The following is a 23,485-nucleotide window of genomic DNA, read 5'->3' as shown; positions in this document are numbered from 1 at the left end:
TGACTTCCACGAACCCGGCTAAACGGGAAATGGAGAAGCTCATGAAACGCACAGCACTTGTCTTGTTGATGATCGGTAGTCTGACGATGGCGGGCCAAGCCTCGGCGCACGGACACGGCGGTGGCCGCGGCCACGGCGGCGATGGCGGTGCGATCGTCGGCGCGCTGATCGGCGGAGCGGTGCTCGGTGCGCTGGTCACATCGGTCGCCAATGCTCAACCGGCTTACGCGCAACCCGTCTATCAGCAACCCGCGTATGCGGAGCCCGCCTACGCACAGCCCGTTTATGCGCAGCCGGCGCAGCCGCCTGGCTACTGCTACGACAACTATCGCAATGCGTACGTGCCGTGCGGCTACTGATCCACTGATCGTCTGACGCGATGAGACTCGCGGCACGTCCCTTGCGCTAATGCGGACACGGTCGTTGCACGACATACGCGACGACCGATACGCAAACTCGGGAGACTTGCAATGAACGCGACTACGAAGAAGTTGGTGATTTCCGCGCTGGTACTCGGCTTGTCGGGCGGCGTCTATGCGCAAGCGGGCGGCGGCGGTTCGATGGGCGCAGGCGGCAACGGTTCGGCCGGCGCCGGTTCGGCTGCGGGCGGCAAGGGCGGCGGCGTCGGTATGGGCGGAACGGGAATGGGCGGCTCGGCGGATGGCACGACCGGCACCGGCGCGAAGAGCGGCATGGGCAACGACGCGACCAACGGCATGAGCCAGGATCAGGGCACGGTGCAACGCAGTGCGCCGAACAACGGCAACATGAATTCGGGCGGCACGAAGTCCGACGGCAGTGGCACCAAGAAGGCTTATTGAAGCGAGGCCGGCGCGCAGTCGGGTGCGATCGCCGCGACGTCCTCGGGACGTGTTGCGGCATCCGCCCGGCGGCGGCGCGCGAGATTAAAGCTTATTGAGCGCTCGCCGACGCCGCATCGACGGATGCGGCCGGTTCGAACGCCTTTGCGCGCACGCTGACCTTCTCGGCGTAGGCGCGCGAACCGCCGTAGCTTTTCAGCGCGGCATCGACATCGCCCTGAGCGGACTTCACATAGCCGTGCAGGATGGCAGAGCCCGTCTCGATGTTGTCTTCCGGATCCGTCAGATCGACGTTGCGCACCAGTTTCTTGTGCGCCGACGGCACCACTTGCATGAGGCCCGTTGCATTGTTCGGCCCTCGGGCGGTTTCCTTGAAGCGCGATTCGATCGAGATGATGGCGAGCAAAAGCGCCGGAGGCAGCGAATATTTCGACGCGGACGACATGACCGCCGTAGCGATGGTTTCCGCCTTTTGGCGCGCCACGCCGAATTTGCGCGTGAGCATTTCCGAAATCTTGTGACTTGCCTGCTCGGCCTTCGGGTCTTGCGCGACGGCGGACTGCGCGACCGGATTGCTGGCGGCGAGCGGATTGTCCTGTGCGTGGGCGGCAGGCGCGCCGTTCAGCGAGAGGGCAAGGGCGGCAAAGATGACAAGTACACGACGCATCGGATGGCCAGATCAAAGCGGAATCGCATTATAGCCACATAAAAAAGCCTTGTGGATCATGTACTTGTCTTAAATCTGATGTTTTGTTTCGCGGATCGGAAGGAATTACGTGCGTTCGGCACGCTTGGAAGCCGGCGCCGATATGCCTTCGCCCGCATCGTCCGAGAGACGCGCGAACATCGGGAGCGAGGCCAGGACGACCAGCGCCGTCACGATGAAACCGCACGCCAGTTGCCAGCGCTCGGTATGCGCGCTGCCGGAAACGAGCATCGTCGCCTGAATCGTGCCGGCGGCGACCGTCACGCCGACCGCCTTCATCAACTGTTGCGCGGTGCCCTGGAACGAGGTCGCGGCGGCGAGGCGCGGCTTGGGCACATCGGCGAAGGCGAGCGCGCCCATCGTCGCGAAACTCAGCGACCGGCCGAGTCCGCCGAGCAGCAGGAGCAGGAAGATCGCGGCGGCGGGCCAGGCCTGCGACATCGTCGAGCAGACGAGCAGCACGGCCGCGAACACGACGCTGCCCGCGCATAAAACGGTCCGCACGGAGAAGCGCCGCAGCGCGAGCGCCGTCATCGGGCGCATGCAGAACGAGCCGAGCGCGCTCGCGAACGTGACGAGGCCGCTCGCCGTCGCGCTGTAGCCGAAGCCCGTCTGTAGCGTCAGCGGCACGAGAAAGGGCAGCGCGCCCGCGCCGGCGCGAAACAGGCTGCCCGCGACCGTCGCGGCGTGGAACGTGGGGATCGAAAGCAACGAAAAGTCGATGGCCGGATTCGGCGCGCGCCGGCAATGCAGCACGGTCGCGCGAAAGAGCAGCAGGCCGACGGCGACGCAAATCCACGGCACGCCGGCCGGCAGCACGCCGCGCCCCGCGCTCTCGATGCCGATCATGAACAGACTCAGCGACGCGCCCGACATCAGCATGCCGCGCAGATCGGGCGGCGTGCGTTCTTCGGGCGGCGAAGGCGGCAATAACTTCCAGGTGAGAAAGAGACCGGCGACGCCGACCGGCACGTTGACCCAGAAGATGCTGCGCCACGAGAGCGCGTCGGTGAGAAAGCCGCCGAGCGGCGGGCCGAGCAACGGACCGACGAGCGCGGGCATCGTGAGCCATGTCGTCGCTTGCAGCAGTTCCTCGCGTTTGACGCCGCGAAACAGGATCAGACGGCCGACAGGCACCATCATCGCGCCGCCGAGGCCTTGCACAACGCGCGCGGCGAGCAGTTGCGGCAGGTTCATCGCCGCGGCGCACGCAACGGACGCGAGCGTGAACGTCGCGATCGCCCACATGAACACGCGGCGCGCGCCGAAACGGTCGGCGACCCAGCCGCTCGCGGGAATGAAGACGGTCAGCGCAACGAGATAGGCGGTGATCGCGCTGGACAGATGAACGGCGTCGACGTTCAGATCGCGGGCCATCGCCGGGATGGCGGTCGCGACGATCGTGCCGTCCATGTTTTGCATGAAGAGCGCCGAAGCGACGACGGCGGCGGTGATGCGGAAGTTGCCGCCTTTCACGATGCGGCGCTCGTATGCGCGCTGAAGGCTTGTTGCAAGGCGCTTTCGAATGGGAATGGACGCATGGCGCACAGTCTAGCGCGATACGCGAACGTGCGTTCTTCGATGCAGCGACGCCTAACTCAGCGCGACGCTCGCCACGATTTCCATGAAATGCGGCAGCGCGGGCGTAACGCGCCGCGCGTCCTTCGCTTCATCGTCCCATCGGCGCAGCGCGATGGCATCGCGCGCGTAGGGCTTCGCGAGAAAGGCTTGCACGGTTTCATCGTCGAATATGCCGCCTTGCAATTGGAGGCTGCGCACCGAATCCGCCGACAGCCGCGCGTGATACGACGCATCGATCGCACAAAGGCAGCGTTTTGCATCGACGTGCAGGCGAATCGGTTCGAGCACGGCGTCGGAAAACAGCGGACGCAGAAACGGCAGCGCGAAGTACTGATGCAGATCGTCGATGCCGCGTTCGCTCGGTGTCTCGCCTTGCAGATTCAGCAGGTGCCCGAGATCGTGCAGCAAGGCCGCGACGATCAGCTCGCGGCTCGCGCCCGCCTGCTCGGCGAGCGTCGCGCTTTGCAACGCGTGCTGCAATTGCGTGACCGGCTCGCCGCTATAGGCGATTGAACCGTGTTCATCGAAGAGATGACGGATGTCGTCGAGTGAAAGCGCCATCGTAAGGAAAGGGTCGGGCGGGTATGCTTGGAGCGAAATGACGCGCGATTCTCGCAAGGCTTTATGACGCGATGATGGCGCACGCAAAGCGTGCGTTGAACCTCATGCCTTTCTCTTTCCGCCGACGCCCCGAACTCGCAGGCCTCGATCGCGCTTCACGACGCGATGTGCGCCGCATCGCGTGGCATTTCGCGCAGCGTCATTGGACGCTGCATGCGCCGGCGTTCGTGTGGATCGTGTTCGTGCTGCTGCATACGCGTTATCACCTCCTACCGGAGCGGCGCGACTATCTGCTCATCACGCTTCTTATTTTCGTGGCGGGCGTGGTGAACATACGGCTGCATATCGCACGCTATCTGAAGCCCGCGCGCGCCATCTTCGATTCGTTAGGCGCCGTGGCCGCACGCGCGATCACGGGTCGCTAGCCGTTCGTGTTGCAATGCCGCATCGCGCGAAAAGACCCCGTTTTTCGCGTGTTAGGATGCTCGACGACCCGCACCCACCGAACGCAAGATGGCAACGTTATACGAAACGCTCGGCGTGGACGAGCACGCCACCGAAGAAGAAATCAAACGCGCGTATCGCAAGGCCGCGATGCGTTGCCACCCGGATCGCAACGTGGGCAACGAAGACGTCGCCCGCGCGAAGTTCCTCGAGATCAAGGAAGCCTACGCGATTCTCTCCGACCCCGCGCAACGCGAGGTCTACGACCGCATCTACACGGAAGAGATGCGCCGCTGGGAAGAGCGCGTGCGGCAGGAAGAAGCCGAACGCGAAGCGCGCGAAACGAAGGAGCGTGAAGCCCGCGAGGCGCTCTATGCGCAGCGCGTATCGCTCGCGATGCGCTTTGCATCGCAAGGCCATAATCGTGACGTCGTGTTCGGCGTGCTGCTCGGCGCGCAATGCGACGAGTCGACCGCGCGTCAGATCGCGGATAGCGCGATCGCGCTGCACGAATCGCGTCAGGAGAGGGAAGAATCGAAAGAGAAAGAGCGCGAAGAAGAACCGGTCGCGGCGAAGAAAGAAGAGAAGGAACCGGCGGCTGCCGACGCGTCGAATCCGCTCGGCGCGATGTGGTTCCAGTTCCTCAACAACCTGCGTTTCTGAACCGCCTCAGGCCGCGAGTCTTTCGCCGCGCATGTTGCTTTGCTTCGGTGCGGGCGGATACACGCACCAGTGCCCGTCATCGTGGCGGAAGAAGAACAGCGCTCGCGACACCGCGCCGTGCAACGCCTCGACGCATACATAGCGCCGCCTGTCGGCACGCGTGCGGCTGAACTGCCTCACATGCACCGGCATGCTGCCCGGCGCGAGCCATTTTTCTACCTGATAACGAAGGGACTGCTCGTTCGCGCATTTCATTTCAGTCTCCAGCACGCGGCTTTCATGTTAGGGATAACGGCCGAACACGCCGATGATTGAAGCCCTATCAGTGAAACCCCTGCCGCGACGCATCACATTCTTGACAAAGCACTTGAACTCTACGCTTCAAATCCTGAGCCGTGCCCGTTTTGGCGAAATAGCAACAGCGAGCTTGAACGCGTCTTTCGCCGTGCCCGTTGATGAAAGATGCGTAGCGCTGTTGAACTCATCGTCTTGCAACGCGATGCGAGGGTATGTGCGCGATCGGTCATATGAAATGGCCGATTCGTACGTTACCCGTCACTGGTTTCAAAGCGAACGTCGTGCCTGAGTCGTGCGAATCAGAGCGGGCGCGCGAAGCTGAGTTCGTGGCCGTCCGGATCGGTGAGATGGAAATAGCGCTCGTTCCAGGGCGCATCGCGTGGCGCGAATTGCGGCTCGAGGCCGTGTGCCACTGCTTTCCGATAGAACGCGTCCACATCGGACACATGGATGATGACGCGGCCCCAGAAACGAATCGGGTCGTGCGTCTCGCTGGTCAGATTGAGAAACGAACTGCCGAGCGCGAACGAAGTAAAGGCCTCGTTCGCGCCGCCGTGGACGATGCGAAAACCGAGCGCCTCATAGAAGCGCACGGCGCGCGGCATGTCGTTCGTCGCGAGCGTAATCGCGCTCACGCTTTCGACGCGTGCCTCGTCGCTTGATTCTTCCATGCTGTCGTTCGTCATCCCGGATGATGCTGATGCGACACGAGCGGCAGCACCGAGAGATCCGGATGCGTGCCATCGACGATGCTCTTGCCGATATGCCGCGCATCGTCCACGGCGTCCTGCGCGCGCTTGTAGGCGTCGTCGCCGTCGGCATGGAAGTGCACCGCTTCGCCCGGCGTGTTCGCGTTCGCGCCGGGCCTGCACACATATCCGACATACACGTAGCGCTCCATCATGCTCGGCGGCGCATGTTCGGGCGTGGGCTTCAGTTGCGGCTGCACATGGATCTCGAAACCTTCGTAGTCGAAAACGTGCCATTGAGCGGGATCGTCAGGCATGACCGCCTCCTTGGTGTAGTGTTCGCTCGCGATTCAACGTTACTCCTGTTGGCGCGATGAAGCCACCGCGAAGCGCATTCGCGTCAGAAGAAATGCGTATGTGTGGCGCGGGAAATTGACAGCGTCTTCGCGCGCGGCGGATACTTTCCGGCGCACTTGCTTGAAGCGGATACGTCTGCCGTTGTCCCGATCCGGGAGGCGCGGTGAAGCCAGCCACGACACATCGTACTGTCCTTGCCCGCGCGATGCCGCGCATGACCGCGCTCGTCGGCGACATCACCGCGGGCACCGTGTCCACGCTGATGATGCTGTGCTACGCGATGAGCCTCGGCACGCTCATCTTCAGCGCCGATCTCGCGCGCTATGCCGAACTTGGCGTGCCCACCGCGCTCGTGAGCTGCATCGTGACTGCGTTCGTCATCGCGGTGACGAGCTCGATGCGTATGAACATAGGCGGGCCGGACAGCAACGCGACGGCGTTTCTCGTCGGCGTCGCGGCGGGCGTCGCGAGCAGCGTGCGCGCGAACGGCGGCACGCCCACGGTCATCCTGCTGACGGTGCTCGTCGCCATCGCGCTGTGCTCGCTCGTGACGGGCCTCATTCTCTTCGCGATCGGTTCATCGAAACGCAGCCGTTCGCTGCAATTCCTTCCCTATCCGGTGATGGGCGGGTTTCTCGCGGGCACCGGCTATCTTCTGATCGCGGGCGCGTTTCGCGTGCTGACCGGCGTCACGCTCGATTGGCACACGTTGCCTAAGCTCGCGCAACTGCACTGGCTTGCATGGGCGCCCGCGCTTTTCGTCGGCGCACTCGCGACGATTCTCGCGCGCACCTGGCGTCACGCGGCCGCATTGCCGATCACGCTCGCTATCGGCATCGCGCTCTTCTACGTGCTGTTGCGCGTCGCCGGCATCTCGCCCGACGATGCGCGCTACTTGGGCCTCCTGCTTCAGCATGTGCCGGCGCATGCGCTGCACATTCCCGAGTTGCATCTGCCGTCGTCGCTCGCGCGCGGCGAGATCGACTGGCACGCGATCGTCGCGCACTTGCCCGAGACGCTCATCGTCACGTCGGTGTCGGCGATCACGATCATCATGAATTCGACGGCGCTAGGCGCGGCCACCGGCCAGGACATCGACCTCAATCGCGAGATGCGCGCGGCCGGTCTCGCGAATATCGCGAGCGGTCTTTTCGGCGGCATGGTCGGCTATCAGTCGTATAACCGCTCGATGCTCAACGCGCGCGCCGGCGCGACGAGCCGCGCGGCGGGCGTGTTCGCCGCGCTCGCGTGCCTCTTCCTGCTGATCGCATCGCCCGATCTCGTGTCGCTCTTTCCGGTGCCCGTGCTCGTCGGCATGCAGATCTACATGGGCTTGCGTCTGATGATGGACTGGCTCGTCGGCGCATATCGCAAGCTGACGTGGCACGAGTATCTGCTCGTGCCGCTGATCCTCGCGGTGATCGCGTTCTATGGCGTGATCGCGGGCGTCGTCGCGGGCGTGGTCGCGGCGTGCGTGACCTTCGCGCTGCTCTATGGTCGAGCGGGATGCGTTCGCATGGAGTTCGACGGCCGCACGCGCACATCGAATGTCGAGCGCAGCATCGAGGAAACGCGCTTGCTGATCGATCGCGGCGATCAGATCTGCGGCGTCTGCCTGCAAGGGTTCCTTTTCTTCGGCTCGGCGAATTCGATGTTGCAGCGCATCCGCGAGCGCATTCGCTCGCATGGTCCGCGTCCGGTGCGCTATGTCGTGCTCGATTTCGCGTGGACCAACGGCATGGACGCGTCCGTGTCGCTCGCATTCGTGAAGCTGCGTCAGGCGTGCGCGGCGATCGGCGCGGATCTCGTGCTGACCGCTCTGCCGCGCAACTCGCGCGCGCTGCTAGGGCGCACGGGCGCGCTTTCGCTCGGCATCCACGAGTTCGACACGCTCGACGCCGGCCTCGAATGGATCGAAGCGCAGCAGCTCGCCACGACGACGCGCACGCTCGAACCGCGCGCGCCGGCCGGCGATTTCCGCGCGATGCTCGCGCCGCATTTCAGCGAGCGCGCGCTGCAGGGACTGGCCGCGTTCCTAGACGTATGCGATATCGGCGCGGGCGAGGCGCTCTTTCGTCGAGGCGATGCGGGCGATGCGCTTTACATCGTCGAAGAAGGGCGCGTGACCGTGTCGCTGCCGCTCGCCGATGGCCGTTCGGTGCGGCTGCGCTCGTTCGGTCCGGGCACGATCATCGGCGAGATGGCCGTGTACACGCATGCGCCACGGAGCGCGGATGTCGTCGCCGACGAACCGGCGCGCCTGCGCCGTCTCACGCTCGCGGCGCTGCGCAAGATCGAGCGGGACGATCCATTGACCGCGCAGGAGTGGCATCGCTTCGTCGTGAAGATGATGGCGTCGCGGCTCGCCATCGCCGATGAAGCGTTGCGCGCGGCGTCGTGATGACAGGCATGCGATCTGCTTTTGCCGGGAAGCACAACGCCGGGGCCTTCAACATGACACACACTGTCCGCGCGATGCTCGCGCTTGCGCCCGCCATCGTCATGACGAGCGCGCTTGCCCAGAGCGCGCCGCAATCGATCGCGATGCTCGACTGCACCCTCATCGACGATAACGCCGCCTACAACGACGCCGAAATCGACCGCATTCAGAGCGCGCGCCTCGCGATGCTGAGCGGCGCGTTTCGCGACGACTTGCGCGAGCGCGCGCTCTTTCGCGTCGCCGACAATGCGAAGGCCAGCGATCTCATCGCGACGCTGAAAAGCACGCAGGACATGAACGCGTGCAACGGCTGCGAACTGCGTGTGGCGAAGGAACTCGGTACATCGCGCGTCGGCGTGTGCTGGGTGCAGAAGATCAGCAATCTCATCCTCAACATGAACCTGCGCGTCGAAGACGCGAACAGCGGCGCGATGCTCTTTCAACGCTCCGTCGACATACGCGGCAACACCGACCTGTCGTGGAAGCGCGGCGCGAAGGCGCTCGTCGATCTCCTTGCAAGCGATCCATCCGCGACGCGCTAGATTGGCGCCACGCGAAAAGTCCAGCGGAATTCGGGAATTTCTCCCGGCCGATGCCGTTGCCTCGGCCGCGCCGATTGGGCTAAGTTGAGGCTGCCGGCACGCGCGCCGTGCCGTGTCGCGCGCGTGCGCTCACGAACTCGAACAATCGGTATCGAAACCGCTGGAGACGACCATGCAAGTCAGATTCAAGGCGGCGCGCATTGCCTGCGCGTCGGCGATCGCGACATCGCTTGCGTTTGCATTGGCGGCGAACGTCGCCCATGCCGCCGCGCCGACCGCCTACGTGACGACCGAAAACGCCGGCGTCGGCGTGATCGATCTCGACACGCTCGCGCTCGCGACGACCTGGGATGTCGGCAAGGACGGCCCGCGCGGGCTGTCGCTCAACAAGGAAGGCACGCGTCTTTACGTGGCGAACAAGGCGACGAGCGATCTCTCGGAGATCGATACGTCGACGGGCAAGGTCACGCGGCGCGCGAAGATCGGCAAGAATCCCGAGTTCGTGCGCGTGTTCGGCGGCTATGCGTATGTGACGTACGAGCCGGGTGAAAGCGGCGGCCCGCCGAAACCGGGCCAGCCGGAGAAGGACGACGACGACGCGAATTCGCCGCCCGCCGAGATCGCCATCGTCGATTTGAAGACCATGAAGATCACGCATACGGTCAAGAGCGGGCACGAGACCGAAGGCGTCGAGTTCTCGCCGGACGGCAAGCTGATCCTCGTGACGAACGAGGGTGACGATACGGTGTCGGTGTATCGCGTCGGGACGGGCAAGCCGGTCCGCACGGTGAACCTCGACAAGGGTTCGCGTCCGCGCGGCATCAAGGTGTCGCCGGATGGCAAGCAGTATGTCGTCACGCTGGAGAACGCGAACAAGTTCGTCGTGCTCGATGGCAAAAGCCTGAAGACCGTGAAGACCGTCGATACGAAGACGGGCCCGTATGGCGTTTCGTTCGATCCTTCCGGCAAGCGCTTGCTGATCGCGGCATCGCGTGACAAGACCTTGCAAGTGTTCGACGGCTCGACCTACGAGCATAGGAAGGATGTGCCTGTCGGTCAGCGTTGCTGGCACTTCAGCTTCACGCCCGACGGCTCGAAGCTGCTGCTGGCCTGCGGACGTTCGAACGCGGTGTACGTGCTCGACGGATCGGACTACAAGGAAGTCAAGCAGATCGGCGATCTGCCGCTGGCGTGGGGCATCGTCACTTATCCGCCGAGCGCGGGGTCGATCGTCGGGCGTTGAGCGGCAAGGAGGCGTTGCCGAGTGTGAAATGGCCGCATTGCGCGGCCACTTCCATTCGTGCGCCGTGGCATTGCGCATATTGCAACGTCGATCACGACGAATGCGCGCGAGGGACAGGACGCATCCGCGCAGCGAGGAAGACAGGCTTCGCTGTCAGGCTGCGCTTTGGCAAGGCATCAACGCGCGCGGCATTCCGTGGAAGTCGTATCGGGATTGAGCCGCGCTATCACGTCATATCACTTCCACGCATACCGCATCCCCACCCACACGCCACGCGGCGCACCGACGCCGAGAAACTGCTCGTTCACCGTCGCGCCGTTGTTGAACGTGTGATTGGGCCCGTCGAAGAAGTTCTCGCCGAGAATCGCGAAGTTCGCATAGCGCTTGTTGAGCAGGTTCTTCACGGTCGCATAGACCTGCAACTGTTTGGTCACGTTGTAGGTCGTGTCGAGATCGATCAGGAAATAGCCCGCGACGCTGCCGTTGACGTCCTGATTGTTTTCGTCGCCACGCGCGAAGATATTGCTGCGATACGTGAGATTCGTGCCGATGTTCCAGTGCGCAAACGGGTTGTAGTCGATGCGCATCTTCACCGTATTCGCCGGAATGCCCGGAATGCGGTCGCCCGAATGCACGGTGATGTTGCCATCGGCGTCCGCGCTCGAATTGCTCGCGCTGCTTTCCGTCCACGTCGATCGATACGTCGCGTTCACATAGCTATAACTCGCCGCGATGCCCACCGGTCCCCATTGCGTGCGGCCCGCGAGTTCGAAACCTTGCCGTCGCGTCTTGCCGACGTTCTGAAAATAGCCGAGCGTGCTGCCCGCGCCTTGCGCGCTGACGAACTGGATGTCGTCGTCGAGCGTCGTGCTGTAGACCGCGGCGCTCCACTGCGTATGACTGCCGAGACGCCCGCGCGCGCCGACTTCGAACGTCTTCGAAATCACCGGCTTAAGATCCGGGTCCGCGATGAAGTCATTGGGCAACGAGCACGGCGCGGCGGGGTCCGCGCACGCGAGTTCGATTGCGGTCGGCGAGCGCATGCCTTCGTTGTACGTCGCGTAGGCGGTGAAGTTCGGCGTCGGATTCCAGTTGAAGCCCACGGCCGGGTTGAAGCGCGAGAACGTGTGATTCCCGTCGAGCAGCGGCTGCACGCCGCTCTCGTCGCCGATGGTCGCCTTCGCCCAGTTGTAGCGTCCGGCGAGCGTCATCGACCATTGTTCGTTGAACGAGAACGTATTCTCGAAGTAGATGCCGAGATTCGAGTTGTGCGTCTTCGCGTCGGTCGTCGGTGCGAACGGACCCGTGGCGATCGTCGCGCGGTTGTCTTCGAATGCGGCTGGCTGCTCGGCCTGCGTGAAATGCGAATTGGCGAAGTCGCCCGCCGCGCCGACGATCAATTGATTGTCGTGATCGAAGAGCCTGTTGAGCAAGGTGAGTTGCAGGCTCGCGCCGTAGCTGTCCGTCACGATCACCGACTGGTCGTTGAAGGCTTGCGTGAGTTCGTCGGCATCGTCGCCGTCCGGATCGAAATCGTCGTTGACGTTCGAACTCACGTTCTTGTTGCGATAGTGGCGATAGTACGCGTTGCCGCTCAACTGCACGTTCGGCGTGATGTAGTGCTCGGCGTTGATCGTCAGATAGCCGACCTGATTCTCGTTCGTGTCGGGAAACGTGTACGCCTGACGGAAGTTGTCCATGAACGAGCGCGGAATCGTCTGCGAGCCGTTCAGCGTGTTGTCCGCGCCGCCCATCGAAACGGAGACCGTCGTGTCGGCGTCGGTATAGCGGATCTTGCCGAACGCCTGGCGCAGCTTGCTCGCGTTGTGATCGGCCCAGCCGTTGTCGTTCGTGACGTTCGCGGTGAAGTAATAGTCGAGATGATCGCCGATCGCGCCGCCTTGCTCGATCTGCGCATACTTGCGTCCGAACGAACCGAAGCCGACATCGACGTTGCCGCCCGGATTGCTGCGCCCGTTCTTCGTCGTTACCGCGACCGCGCCGCCGAGCGTGTTCAGGCCGAACGTCGGATTCGACCCGGGGATGATCTGCATCGTCTGGATCGCGGCCTGCGGAATCAGATCCCAGTTGACGACATCGCCGAACGGCTCGTTGATGCGTACGCCGTCCATGAACACCGACAAGCCCTGCGGCGTGCCGAGCAGCGGCGACGCAGTGAAGCCGCGATAGTTGATGTCGGTCTGCCACGGATTGCCTTGCGCGTCGTTGGTATCGACGCTCGCGACGTTCTTCTCCAGATAGTTCGTGACGGTCGGCGAATGCTGCGCCTGGATCTCGCTGCCCTTGATCGTTTGCACGTTCGCGGGCACTTTCTCCAGCGGCGTGCCGACGCCGACGAGCGGCGTGGTCCCGACGACGATGATCGAAGGCAGTTCGGTTGTCGGCGTCGTATCGGCTGGCGGCGTCTGCGCCCATGCGGCCACAGTGATGCTCGCGAACGCGCCGCCGAAGACGAGCCGCAGCCCCGCTCGGGGTTTGAACGGATGCGCGGGCGCGCGCAGGCGCGGCATGCTCTTCATCATCGTCTCCTCTTTATATTTCGATTCACGCGCCGAGCGTGTTTCTTTCGATGAAAGCGTCGCATAAGACAGCGCGCGTGGACCGGGAGCTTTTCCCGATCGCGCAGGGAAGCGTTCCCAATTGCGTTCCACCCACCGCACGGCGCGATGACGCCGTGCGTAGAATGCATTCCACGATGCCGACCGAATCCTTGCCCTCTTTCGCGAAAGACGCCGACCGCCGCGCGCCGCACTCGCCGGTGTGGCGCGACCTTGCTTGCGTGCTCGCGGCGACGCTGATCGCGGCCGCGCTCTTTGCGCGTTTCGATTTCAGCGAGTACGCGTATCGGCTGACGCGCAGCGCCGAACGCTTTCAAGTCGATGAATTGCCGCCGACGCTCGTCGTGCTCGCGATCGGTTTCGCGTGGTTCGCGTGGCGGCGTTATCGCGAGGCGCAATCGGAAGTGCGCAGACGGCGCGCGCTCGAAGAAGAGGCCGAGCATCTGCTTGCGGAGAATCGTCGCCTTGCGAATCAGGCGCTCGCCGCGCAGGAGACCGAGCGGCGTCATCTCGCGCGCGAGTTGCACGACGAGCTCGGGCAATACCTCAACGCGATATCGCTCGATGCGGGGCGTATCCGCGATTTGTCGGCTACGCGCGAGGCGGAGATTCATCGGCTGTCGCTTGCGCTGATGCAAAGCGCGACGCATGTGTATCGCGAGATCGGCGGGATGATTCGCAAGCTGCGTCCCATCGGCCTCGATGAATTCGGCTTGCCGACGGCGCTCGAACATTGCGTCGATGGCTGGCGCGAGCGCTTGCCCGATGTGACGTTCACGCTCGCTGTCGACGGCGATTTCGACAATTTGAGCGATGCGCTCAACATCACGCTGTATCGGCTCGTGCAGGAAGGGCTGACGAACGTATCGAAGTTCGCACGGACTTCACGCGTGGAGATTTATCTGGCGCGCGCGCCGGAAGAAATTGTCGTGACGATGGCCGATGACGGCCCGGGCGTCGATCTCGCGAAGCCGCGCACGGGACTCGGTTTGATCGGCATGCGCGAGCGCGTCGAAGCGCTCGGCGGCGAGTTTCAGATCGTGAGCGAGCCGGGCGCGGGTTTTCTGTTTTGCGCGCGCGTGCCGGCTCAGGCGGGGCTGCCGTTGCCTGCGACCGCCGACGAAGCGAAATCGACGAAGTGAAGCCCCAGGCGGTTCGCGATCTGTGCCAACTGCACGCCGTTATCCGCGCCGAATTTTTGGCGGATCACCGATTGATGATTCGCAACCGTCTTCTGGCTCAAGCCTAACTTCTCCGCGATGCTCGGCAGCGTATAACCCTGCACGAGCAATCTCAGCACCTCGAATTCGCGCGCGGATAACTGCCGTCCTTCCTGAATGCTCGCGCGCAATGCAAGCGCTTGCGACACATCGGGACTCAGATACGAAACGCGCCGCGCAACCGAACGCACCGCTTCGACGAGCACATCGGGCGCGCTCGCCTTCGTCACATAACCGCGCGCGCCCGCATCCAGCGCGCGTCGCACGAAGATCGCTTCTTCATGCACGCTGAAAATGAGCACATGCGCGTGCGGCTCGCGCGCCAGCATGCGCCGCATCGCCTCGATGCCGCTTGCGCCCGGCAACGCGAGATCCATCACGACGACATCCGGCTGCAGCGCGCAAAACTTCTGATAAGCCTCGGCTGCATCCGCCGCTTCGCCCGCGACGTTCACATCGGGACTCAGTTCGAGCAGACGCTTGTAGCCTTCACGCACGACGGCGTGATCGTCCACCAGCAGCACGGAGATATCGGCAGTCATGGCTTGTCTTCTCCTTCTTTTGAACCACTACCGGAGGCCTCGGCCGCGATGCGCTTCGAGTTCGCATCGTTGCGAAAGACGATGGGTTGCTCTTGCGGTTCCTGCCGTGCCGATGCAGCGCGCACGACTTCGATCACGCGCTCGTGATGCGGGGACTTGTCGCAAACCGGATCGGCATTCGCGGGGTCCTGCGTCAGCAGATACGCCTGACAGCGGCAGCCGCCCATGTCGATGGCCTTCTCGTCGCAACTGCGGCACGGCTCCTTCATCCAGCCGAAGCCGCGAAACCGGTTGAACGCATCGCTCTCGTACCAGATGTCCTTGATCGACATATCGGTGACGTTCGGAAACGTGAGGCCCGGCAATGACCGCGCGGTATGACACGGCAGCGCGGCGCCATCGGGCGCGATGCCGAGAAACACCGAGCCCCAGCCGTTCATGCAGCGCTTCGGTCTGCGCTCGTAGTAATCCGGCACGACGAAGAAGATCTTGCACCGGTCGCCGATCTCGCCGCGATAGCGTTCGACCACCGCTTCGGCTTCGTCGAGCTGCTCTTTGGTCGGCATGAGTTGCGCGCGATTCTTGTGCGCCCAGCCGTAATACTGCGTGTTCGCGAGTTCGAGATACTCCGCGCCCATCGCGAGCGCCATGTCGATGATGCGTCCGATATGCGGCAGGTTATAGCGGTGAAGCACGCAATTGAGCACCATCGGAAAGCCATGCGCCTTGATGAGATTCGCGACGCGCTTCTTGTAGTCGAAGGTCTTCGTGCTGGAAAGGAAGTCGTTCAATTCCTGCGACGAGTCCTGAAACGAAAGCTGTATGTGATCGAGCCCGGCGTCCTGCAACGCACTGATGCGCTTCTCCGTCAGACCGATGCCCGATGTGATGAGGTTCGTATAAAAGCCGAGCTTCCGCGCTTCGCCGACGAGCGTTTCGAGATCGTCGCGCAAGAGCGGCTCGCCGCCGGAGAAGCCGAGTTGCGCGGCGCCCAGCGCGCGTGCCTGACGCAATACGTCGATCCATTGATCGGTGTCCAGCTCGCGCGTGTGATCGGCGTAATTCACCGGGTTGTAGCAGAACACGCAATGCAGCGGACAGCGATACGTGAGCTCGGCAAGCAGCCAGAGCGGCGGCGCGACGGTTGCGTCTTCGTGCTCGGGCTTCGCAATCGGTTCGGACAAGTCGGTCATGACGCTACTCCAGCCAGCCTCGCGCACGCGCGCCGGCGATGAACGCGCGCACGTCGTCGCCGAGGCCGGTCGCATTGAACGCCTGCTCCAGATCGGCGACGAGCGCGGGGATATCGCGCGTGCCGTCGCATCGCAGAAGAATCTCCGATGCGCTCTGATTGAGCTTCACCATGCCTTCCGGATAAAGCAGCACATGCGCGTTCTGCGCAGGTTCCCATTGCAGCCGGAAGAGGCGTTTTAGTTTCGGATGCAACGAATCGTCCGGCGCTTCGACGGCTTCCTGCTTGCGTTGAGTCGGGTTCGTATCGCTCATTGCGGAAAAGCCTTTTCGATGGAATCGAGCATGGTCCAGAGAATATCGAGCTTGAACTGCAGGATATCGAGCGCGCGTTGCTGTTCCTGACGCGTCGTGAAATGCGCGAGCGTCACTTCGAGACCGTGCTCGACATCGCGCTGCGCAAGCGACACGCGCGAGCGGAAATACGAAAGCCCTTCGGGCTCGATCCACTTGTAATGCTCGGGCCATGTCGCGAGCCGGTCCTTGTGAATCTGCGGCGCGAACATCTCCGTAAGCGATGAACACACCGACTCCTGCCACGGCGCACGCCGTGCGAAGTTCACGTAGGCATCGACGGCGAAGCGCACGCCCGGCGTCACCAGCTTGAGCGACCATAGATCGTCGCGCGAGAGGCCGACCGCATCGCCAAGACGCGCCCATGCCTCGATGCCGCCGGGCTGATCGTCGTAGCCATCGTGATCGAGAATGCGCAGCACCCAGCGGCGGCGCGTGTCGCGATCGGGGCAATTCGACATCACCGCCGCATCCTTCAGCGGAATGTTGATCTGATAATAGAAGCGGTTCGCGACCCAGCCGCGTATCTGTTCCTTCGAGCAGCCGCCGCTGTTCATCTTCACGTTGAACGGATGATGAATGTGATACGCCGTGCCCTTCGCGCGCAACTGCGCTTCGAATTCGTCGCGCGTCCACGCGGGGCCTTCGTCTGTCACTTTCGTGAAGATCGGGCCTGTGGTCGGGTTGAGCATCGGGTCGAACATCTAACGGTCTCCAGTGCGAATGTCACAGCTCGAAAGTCATGCCGTCGTGCGCGACCTCGATGCCGTGCTCCGACAACATGCGCCTTTCAGGTCCATCCTCGATGAGGATCGGGTTCGTGTTGTTGATGTGGATCAGCACCTTGCGCACGCCCGCGCGATCGATCGAATCGAGCACGTCGATCATGCCGCCCGCGCCGGTTTGCGCGAGATGGCCCATATCCTTGCCGGTCTTCTTCGTGAGGCCGAGGCGAATCATTTCATCGTCGGTCCAGACGGTGCCATCGACGAGCAGCAAGTCTGCTTCGCGCATCGCATCGAGCACATGCGGCTCCAGCGCGCCGAGCCCCGGCGCATAGAATGCGCGCTTGCCCGAAGCGCGATTCGTGAACATAAGGCCAATGTTGTCGCCTGTTTCCGGCGCATCGCGATGCGGCGAATACGGCGGCGCCTTGCTCGACAGAGGCAATGCGTCGATGCCCACGCGCGGCAGCTCAGGCACGGACAACGATGCGCCATCGAGCGCGATGCGCCTGTGCTCGACGCCACAGTAATGCGAAAGAATCGACGTGATGGGAAAGCCCGTCGAGAGGTCCTGCCACACGGCGTCCGTCGTATAGAGCGGCAAGGGCGTGCCGCGCTCGCGCAGCATCAGCAGACCGGTGACATGATCGATCTGCGCATCCATCGTGATGACGGCAGCGATGCCGGTGTCGCGCACGCGGCGCGCGGGCTGCAATTCCGGGTTTGCGGCGATCTGCGCAAGAATGTCCGGCGATGCGTTGACGACCAGCCAGTCCTCGCCGTTATCGGTAACAGCAATGGACGACTGAGTGCGCGCACGCGCCAGAATGGAGCCGCGCCGCACGCCATCGCAATTGCGGCAGTTGCAGTTCCATTGCGGAAAGCCGCCACCCGCCGATGAACCGAGCACGCGAATCTTCAAGGCAGCATCCTCCGCAAGAGACCGTCGCGATCGATCAACTGATGCTTCATCGCGCCGAGAAAATGCACGATGACGAGCGCGGCCATGATCCACGCCAGATACTCGTGAATGCCGAAGAAGATCTGCCGCATGGATTTGTCGTCCCAGCCCCATTGCGGCAGCGCGATGCCCCAGAACTTCGTGCCGAACTTGTTGAACGACGAGCCGAGATAACCGGTGAGCGGCATCGCCACCATGCCAACGTATAAAAGAGCCTGCGTAATGCTCGCGGCGGCGCGTTGCCACGTTCGCATCGGCGGCAAAGGCGGCCGGCGATAAGCCAGACGTGCCAGGATGCGGAGCAGCACCAGCAGGAAAACGGTGATTCCGAGCGACTTGTGGAAGTTGATGAGGTCCGACTTGAACGGCAACCCGCGCGGCAGGCCGACCATATAGAAGCCGATGCACAGCATCGCGATGATTGCGATCGCAATTATCCAGTGCAACGCGATCATCGGGCCTGCGTAACGCTCGCTTGCGGCATCGATACGGCCGTCGCGCGACGTTGCTGATGTCCGCGCGGTGCTCATGGCGTGTCTCCCCGGAAGTGCCAACGGTCCATTGTTCATCTCCTTGCTACGAATTGGCGATCAGCAATTCCCCCCGTCCATCGACGGCGAGATCGCCCGCGTAGCGTCGCGGCAATATCTTGCCAGCGAACTGCGAAAAGGGTGCGATCTCGCGCGCGAGCATGCGCGTGAACAGCAGCCAGAAGACGTCGAAGCCGCGCCCGCCTTCGGTGAACGTCGGCGGAATGCGGGATGGCGCATTTGCCAGCAACACCGTGCCGCGCCGCATGCCGTAGCCCAAGTGTGCGCCCACTTTCCCGCCGATGCAGACCGAGCCCGCGACGAGCCGCGACGCGGCGAAATCGCCCGCATCGCCCGCGACCAGCACGGTGCCGCGCCGCATGCGATCCGCGAGGCGCGCGCCTGCGCTGCCGTGAATCGCGAGCGTGCCGCCTGTCATGCCTTCCATGTCGCCGGGCAGCGCACTTGCGGCGAACTCGCCGGCGTTGCCGTGAATCGACAGTCGTCCGCCTTGCATCTCGCACGCGGCGAATGCGCCCGCATCGCCTCGTATGTTCAACTCGCCGCCGGACATCTTCATGCCCGCGTAATCGCCTGCAGCGCCGTGCACCGCGAGCGTGCCTTCGGTCATGTTCGCGCCGATGCGATCGAGCCACGGCGCATCGCCTTCTATCGTGAGTGCGGGCGCATCGCTTGGTTCCTGCGCGATGTCGAAAAGATCGCCGAGCGCGCACGTTTCGCCCGCGCCTTGCAGCGTGATGCGCGGCAGTTCTGTCGCCGATATCTCCGCCAGCGTCGCGGGCAGTAATTTCGACCCGTCGACGCGAAAGCCCGGCGCATTTTTTACGCGCAACGTGATGGCGTTCATGCGCGGCTCCCGTCGATATCCTTCGACAGTTCATGCAGCTTGAAATGGTACGGCCCGAGCTTGCCGCCGTAGTTGCCCGCCGAAATGCGCAGCACGCCGCCGGCGCGCCCGATCTTCGTCGCCGCCGCGATGCCCGCGGTCATCGCCGCGCCGACATCGGCATCGGTCAAGCCGTCGATGACGATTTCGAGCACGCACGCGATGTCCGGCGTCAGCTCGCTCTTCTTCGACAAGCCGACGAGCGTCGGGCAGAACGCATCGTTCGTGGACGCCGTCGCGCCCGCATACTTCGATCCGATCTTCGATCCCGAGCGCACGACGCCGCCCGGAAACGGCGTGATGACGTTCGGCAGCCGATGCATCGCGGCGACGGCGGATTCGGCCGCATTGAGCGCGCTGTCGATGTCGCGCGCGAGAAACAGCAGATTGCCGCCGCCGACCGCTTTCACCGTCGCGGTGAATTCCTCGCAGACGAACTCGCCGTCCATCACGGGCACGCGCCAATAGCGTGTGCCGTCGAGCACTTTCGATATTTGATAGCCGTCGCCGAAGAAGCGCAGGCCCGCGCCGAGCGGCGCGTTGTCGGAGAGCGGCGCGCGTGTGTTGGCGGGATCGATGCCGCCATAGACGGCGGTCGTCGGGCACGTCAGCACGCATTGGCCGACGCGCCGCGCGATCTGCTTGGCGAGCTCCTTCGACGATATCGCGAAGATCAGCACCGCGATTCCGGGCCTGCCATCGGGCGTTTCATCGCCGGACAGATCGCGTTCGATGCCGGCCTCGCAGCCGCAATCGATGACGGACGTCGCGAAGCCTGTCAGCGAATTGGCCGCGTGACGCGCCCACGTCGACGAATGCGCGGTGATGACGAGGCGCGTCGCTTTCATCGGGAAGGCTTCGGCGAAGGTGTCGTCGATCTGCGTGTCGTTGATACGCATGCGTCAACTCCCGTTCGAAGCGAAGCATGCGACGGGCAACAGCCGCCCGCCGTTGCAGCATGCGCAGATTTCATCGTCGCCGATCGCGATGTTCTCGAAGCGCGTCGCGAGGTTTGCCTGCGTGAATTCGCGCACGCGCTTTTCGATCGCGCGGTCGTAGTCGGGGCGCACGTAATGGATGCCGCCGGTGGGCGTCGCGAGCAGCGTGCCGTCGCGCGCGATCAGCTCGCCGTCCTTGAACACGTAAGCAGGCGATGTGAACATGCGCTCGCGATCGTCATCGTCGCGATACACGGCAATGTCCGCCGCCGCGCCTGCGCCGAGATGCCCGCGATCCGTGAGGCCGAGCAGTTTCGCGGGACCGGCGCGCGTGATGATCGCAATGTCGTAGAGCGAGAATTCGCGCGTGATTTCGCTCAACGCGCTCGCGGTTTTCGCATCGGCGTGCAGCTTGTCGAGTTGTTCGTCGCGAAAGGACTTGTCCATCAGCAAGCGGATCAGATGCGGATAGCTCGTGAACGGCGCGCCGTTCGGATGATCGGTGGTCATCGACACGCGCCACGGATCGTCGACGAGCAAAAAGATCTCGAGCCCGATGATCCATTGGAGCGCATTCACGAAGCTCTGTTCGCGGTACTTGAACGGCACGATGCCGCAGCCCGCATCGCATTCGATATCGCCGAGCACCCATTTGCGCGGTCGGGCCATCGGCGCGTTCTTGAACTGCATCATCGTGTCGCCGGATGCGGTGACGGTCTGACCGAAGATGATCTGGCCGACATCGATCGTCACGTTGGGCCGCGCGTTCACTGCATCGGCGATCGCGCGCGCGCCCGATGAAAACTTGCGAGGGCCTTCCATGCCGTAGCTATGGAACTGGATATGCGTCAGATGAATGGGCAGGCCATCGGCGGTGTCCATCGTTCTGATCGTCGATTCGATGTTGCCCGGCACGCCGAGATTGCTTGCGTGAACATGCAGCGGATGCGGCACGCGCAGCTCGGTGAGCGCGCGCGTGAGCGTGCTCAACACGTCGCGCGGCGTGATGCCGTAATGCGCGTGCTTTTCATCGACATCCAGCGAACGCTGATTGAACTTGAACGCCGATATGCCGCCCGGATTCACGACCTTCACGCCGAGCGCCTTGCTCGAATCGATGGTCCAGCCGACGTAATCGCGCAGACGTTCGAAGTCTTCCTTCGCGGCGAGCATCTGCAGGAAGAGCTCGTCGTTGCCCATCATCACGTAGGCGCCGTGATCGATGATCGGCGTGTCGCCCATTTCCAGATGCGCGTGGCGCGCGTTCGACGCGATCATCGCCGGCTCGAACGCGGCCGTGTAGCCCATTTCCGCATAGCGATAACCGGTGGCAAGCGTGCCGGGCGCGCACACGCCGCACGATGGCAGACGCATGTATCGGCCTTCGTTCGGACGATCGGGCACGGCACGCGGATCGTCGCGATGATCCTCGGGCAGAAGCAGCCGCGACAGATTCGTCTTGCCGCCGCCGATGTGCGAATGCAGATCGATGCCGCCCGCCATCACGATCATGCCGCTCGCATCGTAATCGCGGTCGATGCTTTCGTTCGCGGCATCGGCGACGATGCGGCCATCGCGCATATGGATGTCGCGCTTCTCGCCATCGACGCCATTCGCCGGATCGTAAAGCGTGCCGCCTTTGAGGCGCGTGACGCTCATGCGGGCCTCCTTGCCTGCGCGAGTTGCGATGCGATCGATGCGACCGTCGGCAAGGCGTAATCGCGCGCGGCGGCGAGCGGCGCGACCACCGATGTATCGACGCGAAACAGATGCCCGCCGCTGTCGATGCCCGGCGTCGCGACGGGGATGAACACGGTCGGCGCGTGGCGCGCGGGGACGGCTGTCGATGGGTGCGCGAGGATGATCGCGGGCACGTTCGCATCGAGCGATGCGGGCAGCGGCTCGGGCGCGAAGCTGGACACCCACAGGAGCGCGTCGATTTCGCCGCGCTGCAGCAGCGTTTCCGAGCGATAGCGATGCGCGTCGTGATCGAGCGGCAAGCCGTATGCGACGCGCGTGCGCAGCGGAAAGCCCGACAGCCATGTGATCGCCTGATTGACGGACGCGGCGCCGTCGTCGCTGGTGAGGGCGAGCGTGCCGGCGCGCGCGGTGCGATTGATCGCCTTGACGATGCGTTGCAGCGCTTCGATCGCGAGCGCGGCGTGTTGCGTCGGCAGCGCCGAGGGCTCGTAGATCACCGCCGTGTACTTCGCGGCGTTGATGCGTTCGGTCAGCGCGACGAGTTCGGGCGTTGGAATCGGACGGCCGCCTTCGACGAGCGCGGACCACAGCGCGAGTGTGTCGAAGGGATCGGCGTTGGCGAGGATCGATTCGGCTTGGGCGTTGGCGGCTTTATCGATGTCACATCCGATGAATACAAACTTTGTCTCGCGGCCCTCGCTTGCGATGCGCTCGAAGAAGCGCGGATAGCGTCGCGACGGCTCGCACGCGAACACGACGATGAGATCGGCGCGCGAGCGGACTTCGGAGAGCGTCGTGAAGAACGAGCCGCGATCTTGCAGTGCGCGATTGCTGTCGGCGAGCGTGTCGCCGTGGAGGTGATCGAGGATCGCGCCGCACTGCGCGGCGAGTTCATAGAGCGCGCGTGCGCCGGACACGTCGGTCGCGAGACCGCCGAATAGCGGCCGATGTGCGTTCGACAGGATCGCGGCGGCTCGCGAGAGCGCCGACTTTTCGTCGGTGACTTGCCCGTCGATTTGGGGCTTCTGGCTTGCATCGTTCGGACCGAAGCGGGCAAGGGAGGCGTCCAGACGCGGGCAGGCGGTGTGCGGCGCTGCGAGGCGGTGATCGGCGGTGGGTGCGAGCGTGATGTCGTCGCATAGTAAAGGGCAGAACGGACAGGTCCAAGGTTTTGAGGCCGCGGACGGGGCGCTCGGCGTGGTGGAGGTATCGGGCATGGTCGACCTTTCGAGCAAGGTCTGTGCCGGTTTTGTTGCTTTTGCTTTTGCTTTTGCTTTTCGCTTTTGCTTATCGCTTTTTGATTTCGCCGGATCCCGTATTCGTGTCGGTCTATTAGCATTGCCCCTGTGCGGGGCGGCACTCACTTTCTTTGCTGCTGCAAAGAAAGTAAGCAAAGAAAGCAGCTTCCGATACGCCCGCGGTCACACGCAATTTGGGTAGTCCTCTCGTCCATCGTGGGCTGCCTAAAGAGTGCCCTCATAGGCCCCATCGGG

Annotated in this window: 26 protein-coding genes; 9 read left to right on the top strand and 17 right to left on the bottom strand. The window is 63.5% G+C overall.

Annotated features, from left to right (window positions below; genetic code table 11):
• Positions 1–41: 41 nt before the first annotated feature.
• Both BG60_RS17810 and BG60_RS17805 read left to right on the top strand, forming a co-directional pair.
• Positions 42–359: a hypothetical protein gene (locus tag BG60_RS17810; protein ID WP_033535970.1), complete on the top strand. Its 318-nt coding sequence runs from the start codon at positions 42–44 to the stop codon at positions 357–359.
• Positions 360–470: 111 nt separating this feature from the next.
• Entirely contained in the window at positions 471–821 is a 351-nt protein-coding gene (locus BG60_RS17805) for a hypothetical protein (RefSeq protein ID WP_008354301.1), read from the top strand.
• Between the two features lie 91 nt (positions 822–912).
• Here BG60_RS17805 and BG60_RS17800 read toward each other — a convergent pair whose 3' ends face one another.
• The 3 genes from BG60_RS17800 to BG60_RS17790 all read right to left on the bottom strand — a co-directional run bounded on the left by BG60_RS17800 (position 913) and on the right by BG60_RS17790 (position 3,669).
• Positions 913–1,488, bottom strand: coding sequence for a transglycosylase SLT domain-containing protein (locus BG60_RS17800; protein WP_008354302.1), 576 nt, complete (start codon positions 1,486–1,488; stop codon positions 913–915).
• A 105-nt stretch (positions 1,489–1,593) separates the two neighbouring features.
• On the bottom strand, positions 1,594–3,003 hold the full coding sequence (locus BG60_RS17795) for a DHA2 family efflux MFS transporter permease subunit (RefSeq protein ID WP_033535971.1): 1,410 nt from the start codon (positions 3,001–3,003) through the stop codon (positions 1,594–1,596).
• A 117-nt stretch (positions 3,004–3,120) separates the two neighbouring features.
• Complete coding sequence (locus tag BG60_RS17790; RefSeq protein WP_008354304.1) at positions 3,121–3,669, bottom strand: phosphonate degradation HD-domain oxygenase; 549 nt, start codon at positions 3,667–3,669, stop codon at positions 3,121–3,123.
• 104 nt (positions 3,670–3,773) lie between these two features.
• Between BG60_RS17790 and BG60_RS17785 the strand changes: the two genes are divergently transcribed.
• A complete protein-coding gene (locus BG60_RS17785; protein ID WP_174447733.1) occupies positions 3,774–4,094 on the top strand; it encodes a hypothetical protein in 321 nt (106 codons plus the stop codon).
• 88 nt (positions 4,095–4,182) lie between these two features.
• A complete protein-coding gene (locus tag BG60_RS17780; RefSeq protein WP_008354306.1) occupies positions 4,183–4,776 on the top strand; it encodes a J domain-containing protein in 594 nt (197 codons plus the stop codon).
• 6 nt (positions 4,777–4,782) lie between these two features.
• On the opposite strand, the gene BG60_RS17775 is transcribed toward BG60_RS17780, so the two are convergent.
• The 3 genes from BG60_RS17775 to BG60_RS17765 form a co-directional block, all read right to left on the bottom strand.
• Positions 4,783–5,031 carry a hypothetical protein gene (locus BG60_RS17775; protein ID WP_008354307.1) on the bottom strand — a complete coding sequence of 83 codons (249 nt, stop codon included), beginning with the start codon at positions 5,029–5,031 and terminating at the stop codon, positions 4,783–4,785.
• 341 nt (positions 5,032–5,372) lie between these two features.
• Positions 5,373–5,744 carry a VOC family protein gene (locus tag BG60_RS17770; RefSeq protein ID WP_033535972.1) on the bottom strand — a complete coding sequence of 124 codons (372 nt, stop codon included), beginning with the start codon at positions 5,742–5,744 and terminating at the stop codon, positions 5,373–5,375.
• A gap of 11 nt (positions 5,745–5,755) precedes the next feature.
• Positions 5,756–6,079: a hypothetical protein gene (locus tag BG60_RS17765; RefSeq protein ID WP_008354310.1), complete on the bottom strand. Its 324-nt coding sequence runs from the start codon at positions 6,077–6,079 to the stop codon at positions 5,756–5,758.
• Positions 6,080–6,324: 245 nt separating this feature from the next.
• Between BG60_RS17765 and BG60_RS17760 the strand changes: the two genes are divergently transcribed.
• The 3 genes from BG60_RS17760 to BG60_RS17750 all read left to right on the top strand — a co-directional run bounded on the left by BG60_RS17760 (position 6,325) and on the right by BG60_RS17750 (position 10,344).
• Positions 6,325–8,520 (top strand): SulP family inorganic anion transporter, encoded by a 2,196-nt coding sequence (locus tag BG60_RS17760; protein ID WP_008354311.1) that lies wholly within the window; start codon positions 6,325–6,327, stop codon positions 8,518–8,520.
• A gap of 53 nt (positions 8,521–8,573) precedes the next feature.
• On the top strand, positions 8,574–9,101 hold the full coding sequence (locus tag BG60_RS17755) for a DUF3280 domain-containing protein (RefSeq protein ID WP_235366178.1): 528 nt from the start codon (positions 8,574–8,576) through the stop codon (positions 9,099–9,101).
• A gap of 172 nt (positions 9,102–9,273) precedes the next feature.
• Positions 9,274–10,344, top strand: a complete 1,071-nt coding sequence (locus BG60_RS17750) for a beta-propeller fold lactonase family protein (RefSeq protein WP_033535973.1) — start codon at positions 9,274–9,276, stop codon at positions 10,342–10,344.
• A 236-nt stretch (positions 10,345–10,580) separates the two neighbouring features.
• On the opposite strand, the gene BG60_RS17745 is transcribed toward BG60_RS17750, so the two are convergent.
• Positions 10,581–12,884: a TonB-dependent receptor gene (locus BG60_RS17745; RefSeq protein WP_033535974.1), complete on the bottom strand. Its 2,304-nt coding sequence runs from the start codon at positions 12,882–12,884 to the stop codon at positions 10,581–10,583.
• A 176-nt stretch (positions 12,885–13,060) separates the two neighbouring features.
• Here BG60_RS17745 and BG60_RS17740 point away from each other — a divergent pair, with 176 nt between their 5' ends.
• Positions 13,061–14,065 (top strand): ATP-binding protein, encoded by a 1,005-nt coding sequence (locus BG60_RS17740; RefSeq protein ID WP_051079096.1) that lies wholly within the window; start codon positions 13,061–13,063, stop codon positions 14,063–14,065.
• Here BG60_RS17740 and BG60_RS17735 read toward each other — a convergent pair.
• Genes BG60_RS17735 through BG60_RS17690 form a run of 10 tightly spaced genes read right to left on the bottom strand, consistent with a single transcriptional unit; the run spans position 14,011 to position 23,209 of the window.
• Positions 14,011–14,685, bottom strand: coding sequence for a response regulator (locus BG60_RS17735; RefSeq protein WP_008354316.1), 675 nt, complete (start codon positions 14,683–14,685; stop codon positions 14,011–14,013). The genes BG60_RS17740 and BG60_RS17735 overlap by 55 nt on opposite strands.
• Positions 14,682–15,878, bottom strand: coding sequence for a pyrroloquinoline quinone biosynthesis protein PqqE (gene pqqE / locus BG60_RS17730; protein WP_008354318.1), 1,197 nt, complete (start codon positions 15,876–15,878; stop codon positions 14,682–14,684). The genes BG60_RS17735 and pqqE overlap by 4 nt, the downstream gene beginning before the upstream one ends.
• A 4-nt stretch (positions 15,879–15,882) precedes the next feature.
• Positions 15,883–16,191, bottom strand: coding sequence for a pyrroloquinoline quinone biosynthesis peptide chaperone PqqD (gene pqqD / locus BG60_RS17725; RefSeq protein WP_008354319.1), 309 nt, complete (start codon positions 16,189–16,191; stop codon positions 15,883–15,885).
• A complete protein-coding gene (gene pqqC, locus BG60_RS17720; RefSeq protein WP_008354320.1) occupies positions 16,188–16,934 on the bottom strand; it encodes a pyrroloquinoline-quinone synthase PqqC in 747 nt (248 codons plus the stop codon). The genes pqqD and pqqC overlap by 4 nt, the downstream gene beginning before the upstream one ends.
• A gap of 22 nt (positions 16,935–16,956) precedes the next feature.
• A complete protein-coding gene (pqqB, locus tag BG60_RS17715) occupies positions 16,957–17,877 on the bottom strand; it encodes a pyrroloquinoline quinone biosynthesis protein PqqB (RefSeq protein ID WP_008354321.1) in 921 nt (306 codons plus the stop codon).
• Positions 17,874–18,446 (bottom strand): cytochrome b, encoded by a 573-nt coding sequence (locus BG60_RS17710; protein WP_008354322.1) that lies wholly within the window; start codon positions 18,444–18,446, stop codon positions 17,874–17,876. The genes pqqB and BG60_RS17710 overlap by 4 nt, the downstream gene beginning before the upstream one ends.
• A gap of 46 nt (positions 18,447–18,492) precedes the next feature.
• The gene (locus BG60_RS17705) at positions 18,493–19,314 is read right to left on the bottom strand and encodes a formylmethanofuran dehydrogenase subunit C (RefSeq protein WP_008354323.1); all 822 of its coding nucleotides are present in this window, start codon (positions 19,312–19,314) and stop codon (positions 18,493–18,495) included.
• A complete protein-coding gene (gene fhcD / locus BG60_RS17700; protein ID WP_008354324.1) occupies positions 19,311–20,252 on the bottom strand; it encodes a formylmethanofuran--tetrahydromethanopterin N-formyltransferase in 942 nt (313 codons plus the stop codon). The genes BG60_RS17705 and fhcD overlap by 4 nt, the downstream gene beginning before the upstream one ends.
• Before the next feature lie 3 nt (positions 20,253–20,255).
• The gene (locus BG60_RS17695; protein ID WP_008354326.1) at positions 20,256–21,950 is read right to left on the bottom strand and encodes a formylmethanofuran dehydrogenase subunit A; all 1,695 of its coding nucleotides are present in this window, start codon (positions 21,948–21,950) and stop codon (positions 20,256–20,258) included.
• Positions 21,947–23,209, bottom strand: a complete 1,263-nt coding sequence (locus BG60_RS17690) for a molybdopterin-binding domain-containing protein (protein ID WP_008354327.1) — start codon at positions 23,207–23,209, stop codon at positions 21,947–21,949. Before BG60_RS17690 ends, BG60_RS17695 begins: the two co-directional genes overlap by 4 nt.
• On the opposite strand from BG60_RS17690, the gene BG60_RS36935 reads away from it, so the two are divergent.
• Positions 23,208–23,432: a hypothetical protein gene (locus tag BG60_RS36935; RefSeq protein WP_075583515.1), complete on the top strand. Its 225-nt coding sequence runs from the start codon at positions 23,208–23,210 to the stop codon at positions 23,430–23,432. The two genes, BG60_RS17690 and BG60_RS36935, sit on opposite strands and share 2 nt — an antisense overlap.
• Positions 23,433–23,485 lie beyond the last annotated feature (53 nt).

Source organism: Caballeronia zhejiangensis (assembly GCF_000698575.1).
GTDB classification, from domain to species: Bacteria; Pseudomonadota; Gammaproteobacteria; order Burkholderiales; family Burkholderiaceae; genus Caballeronia; species Caballeronia zhejiangensis.
The sequence above is the reverse complement of the archived record's forward strand: the minus strand, read 5'-3'. Positions and strand labels throughout refer to the sequence as shown.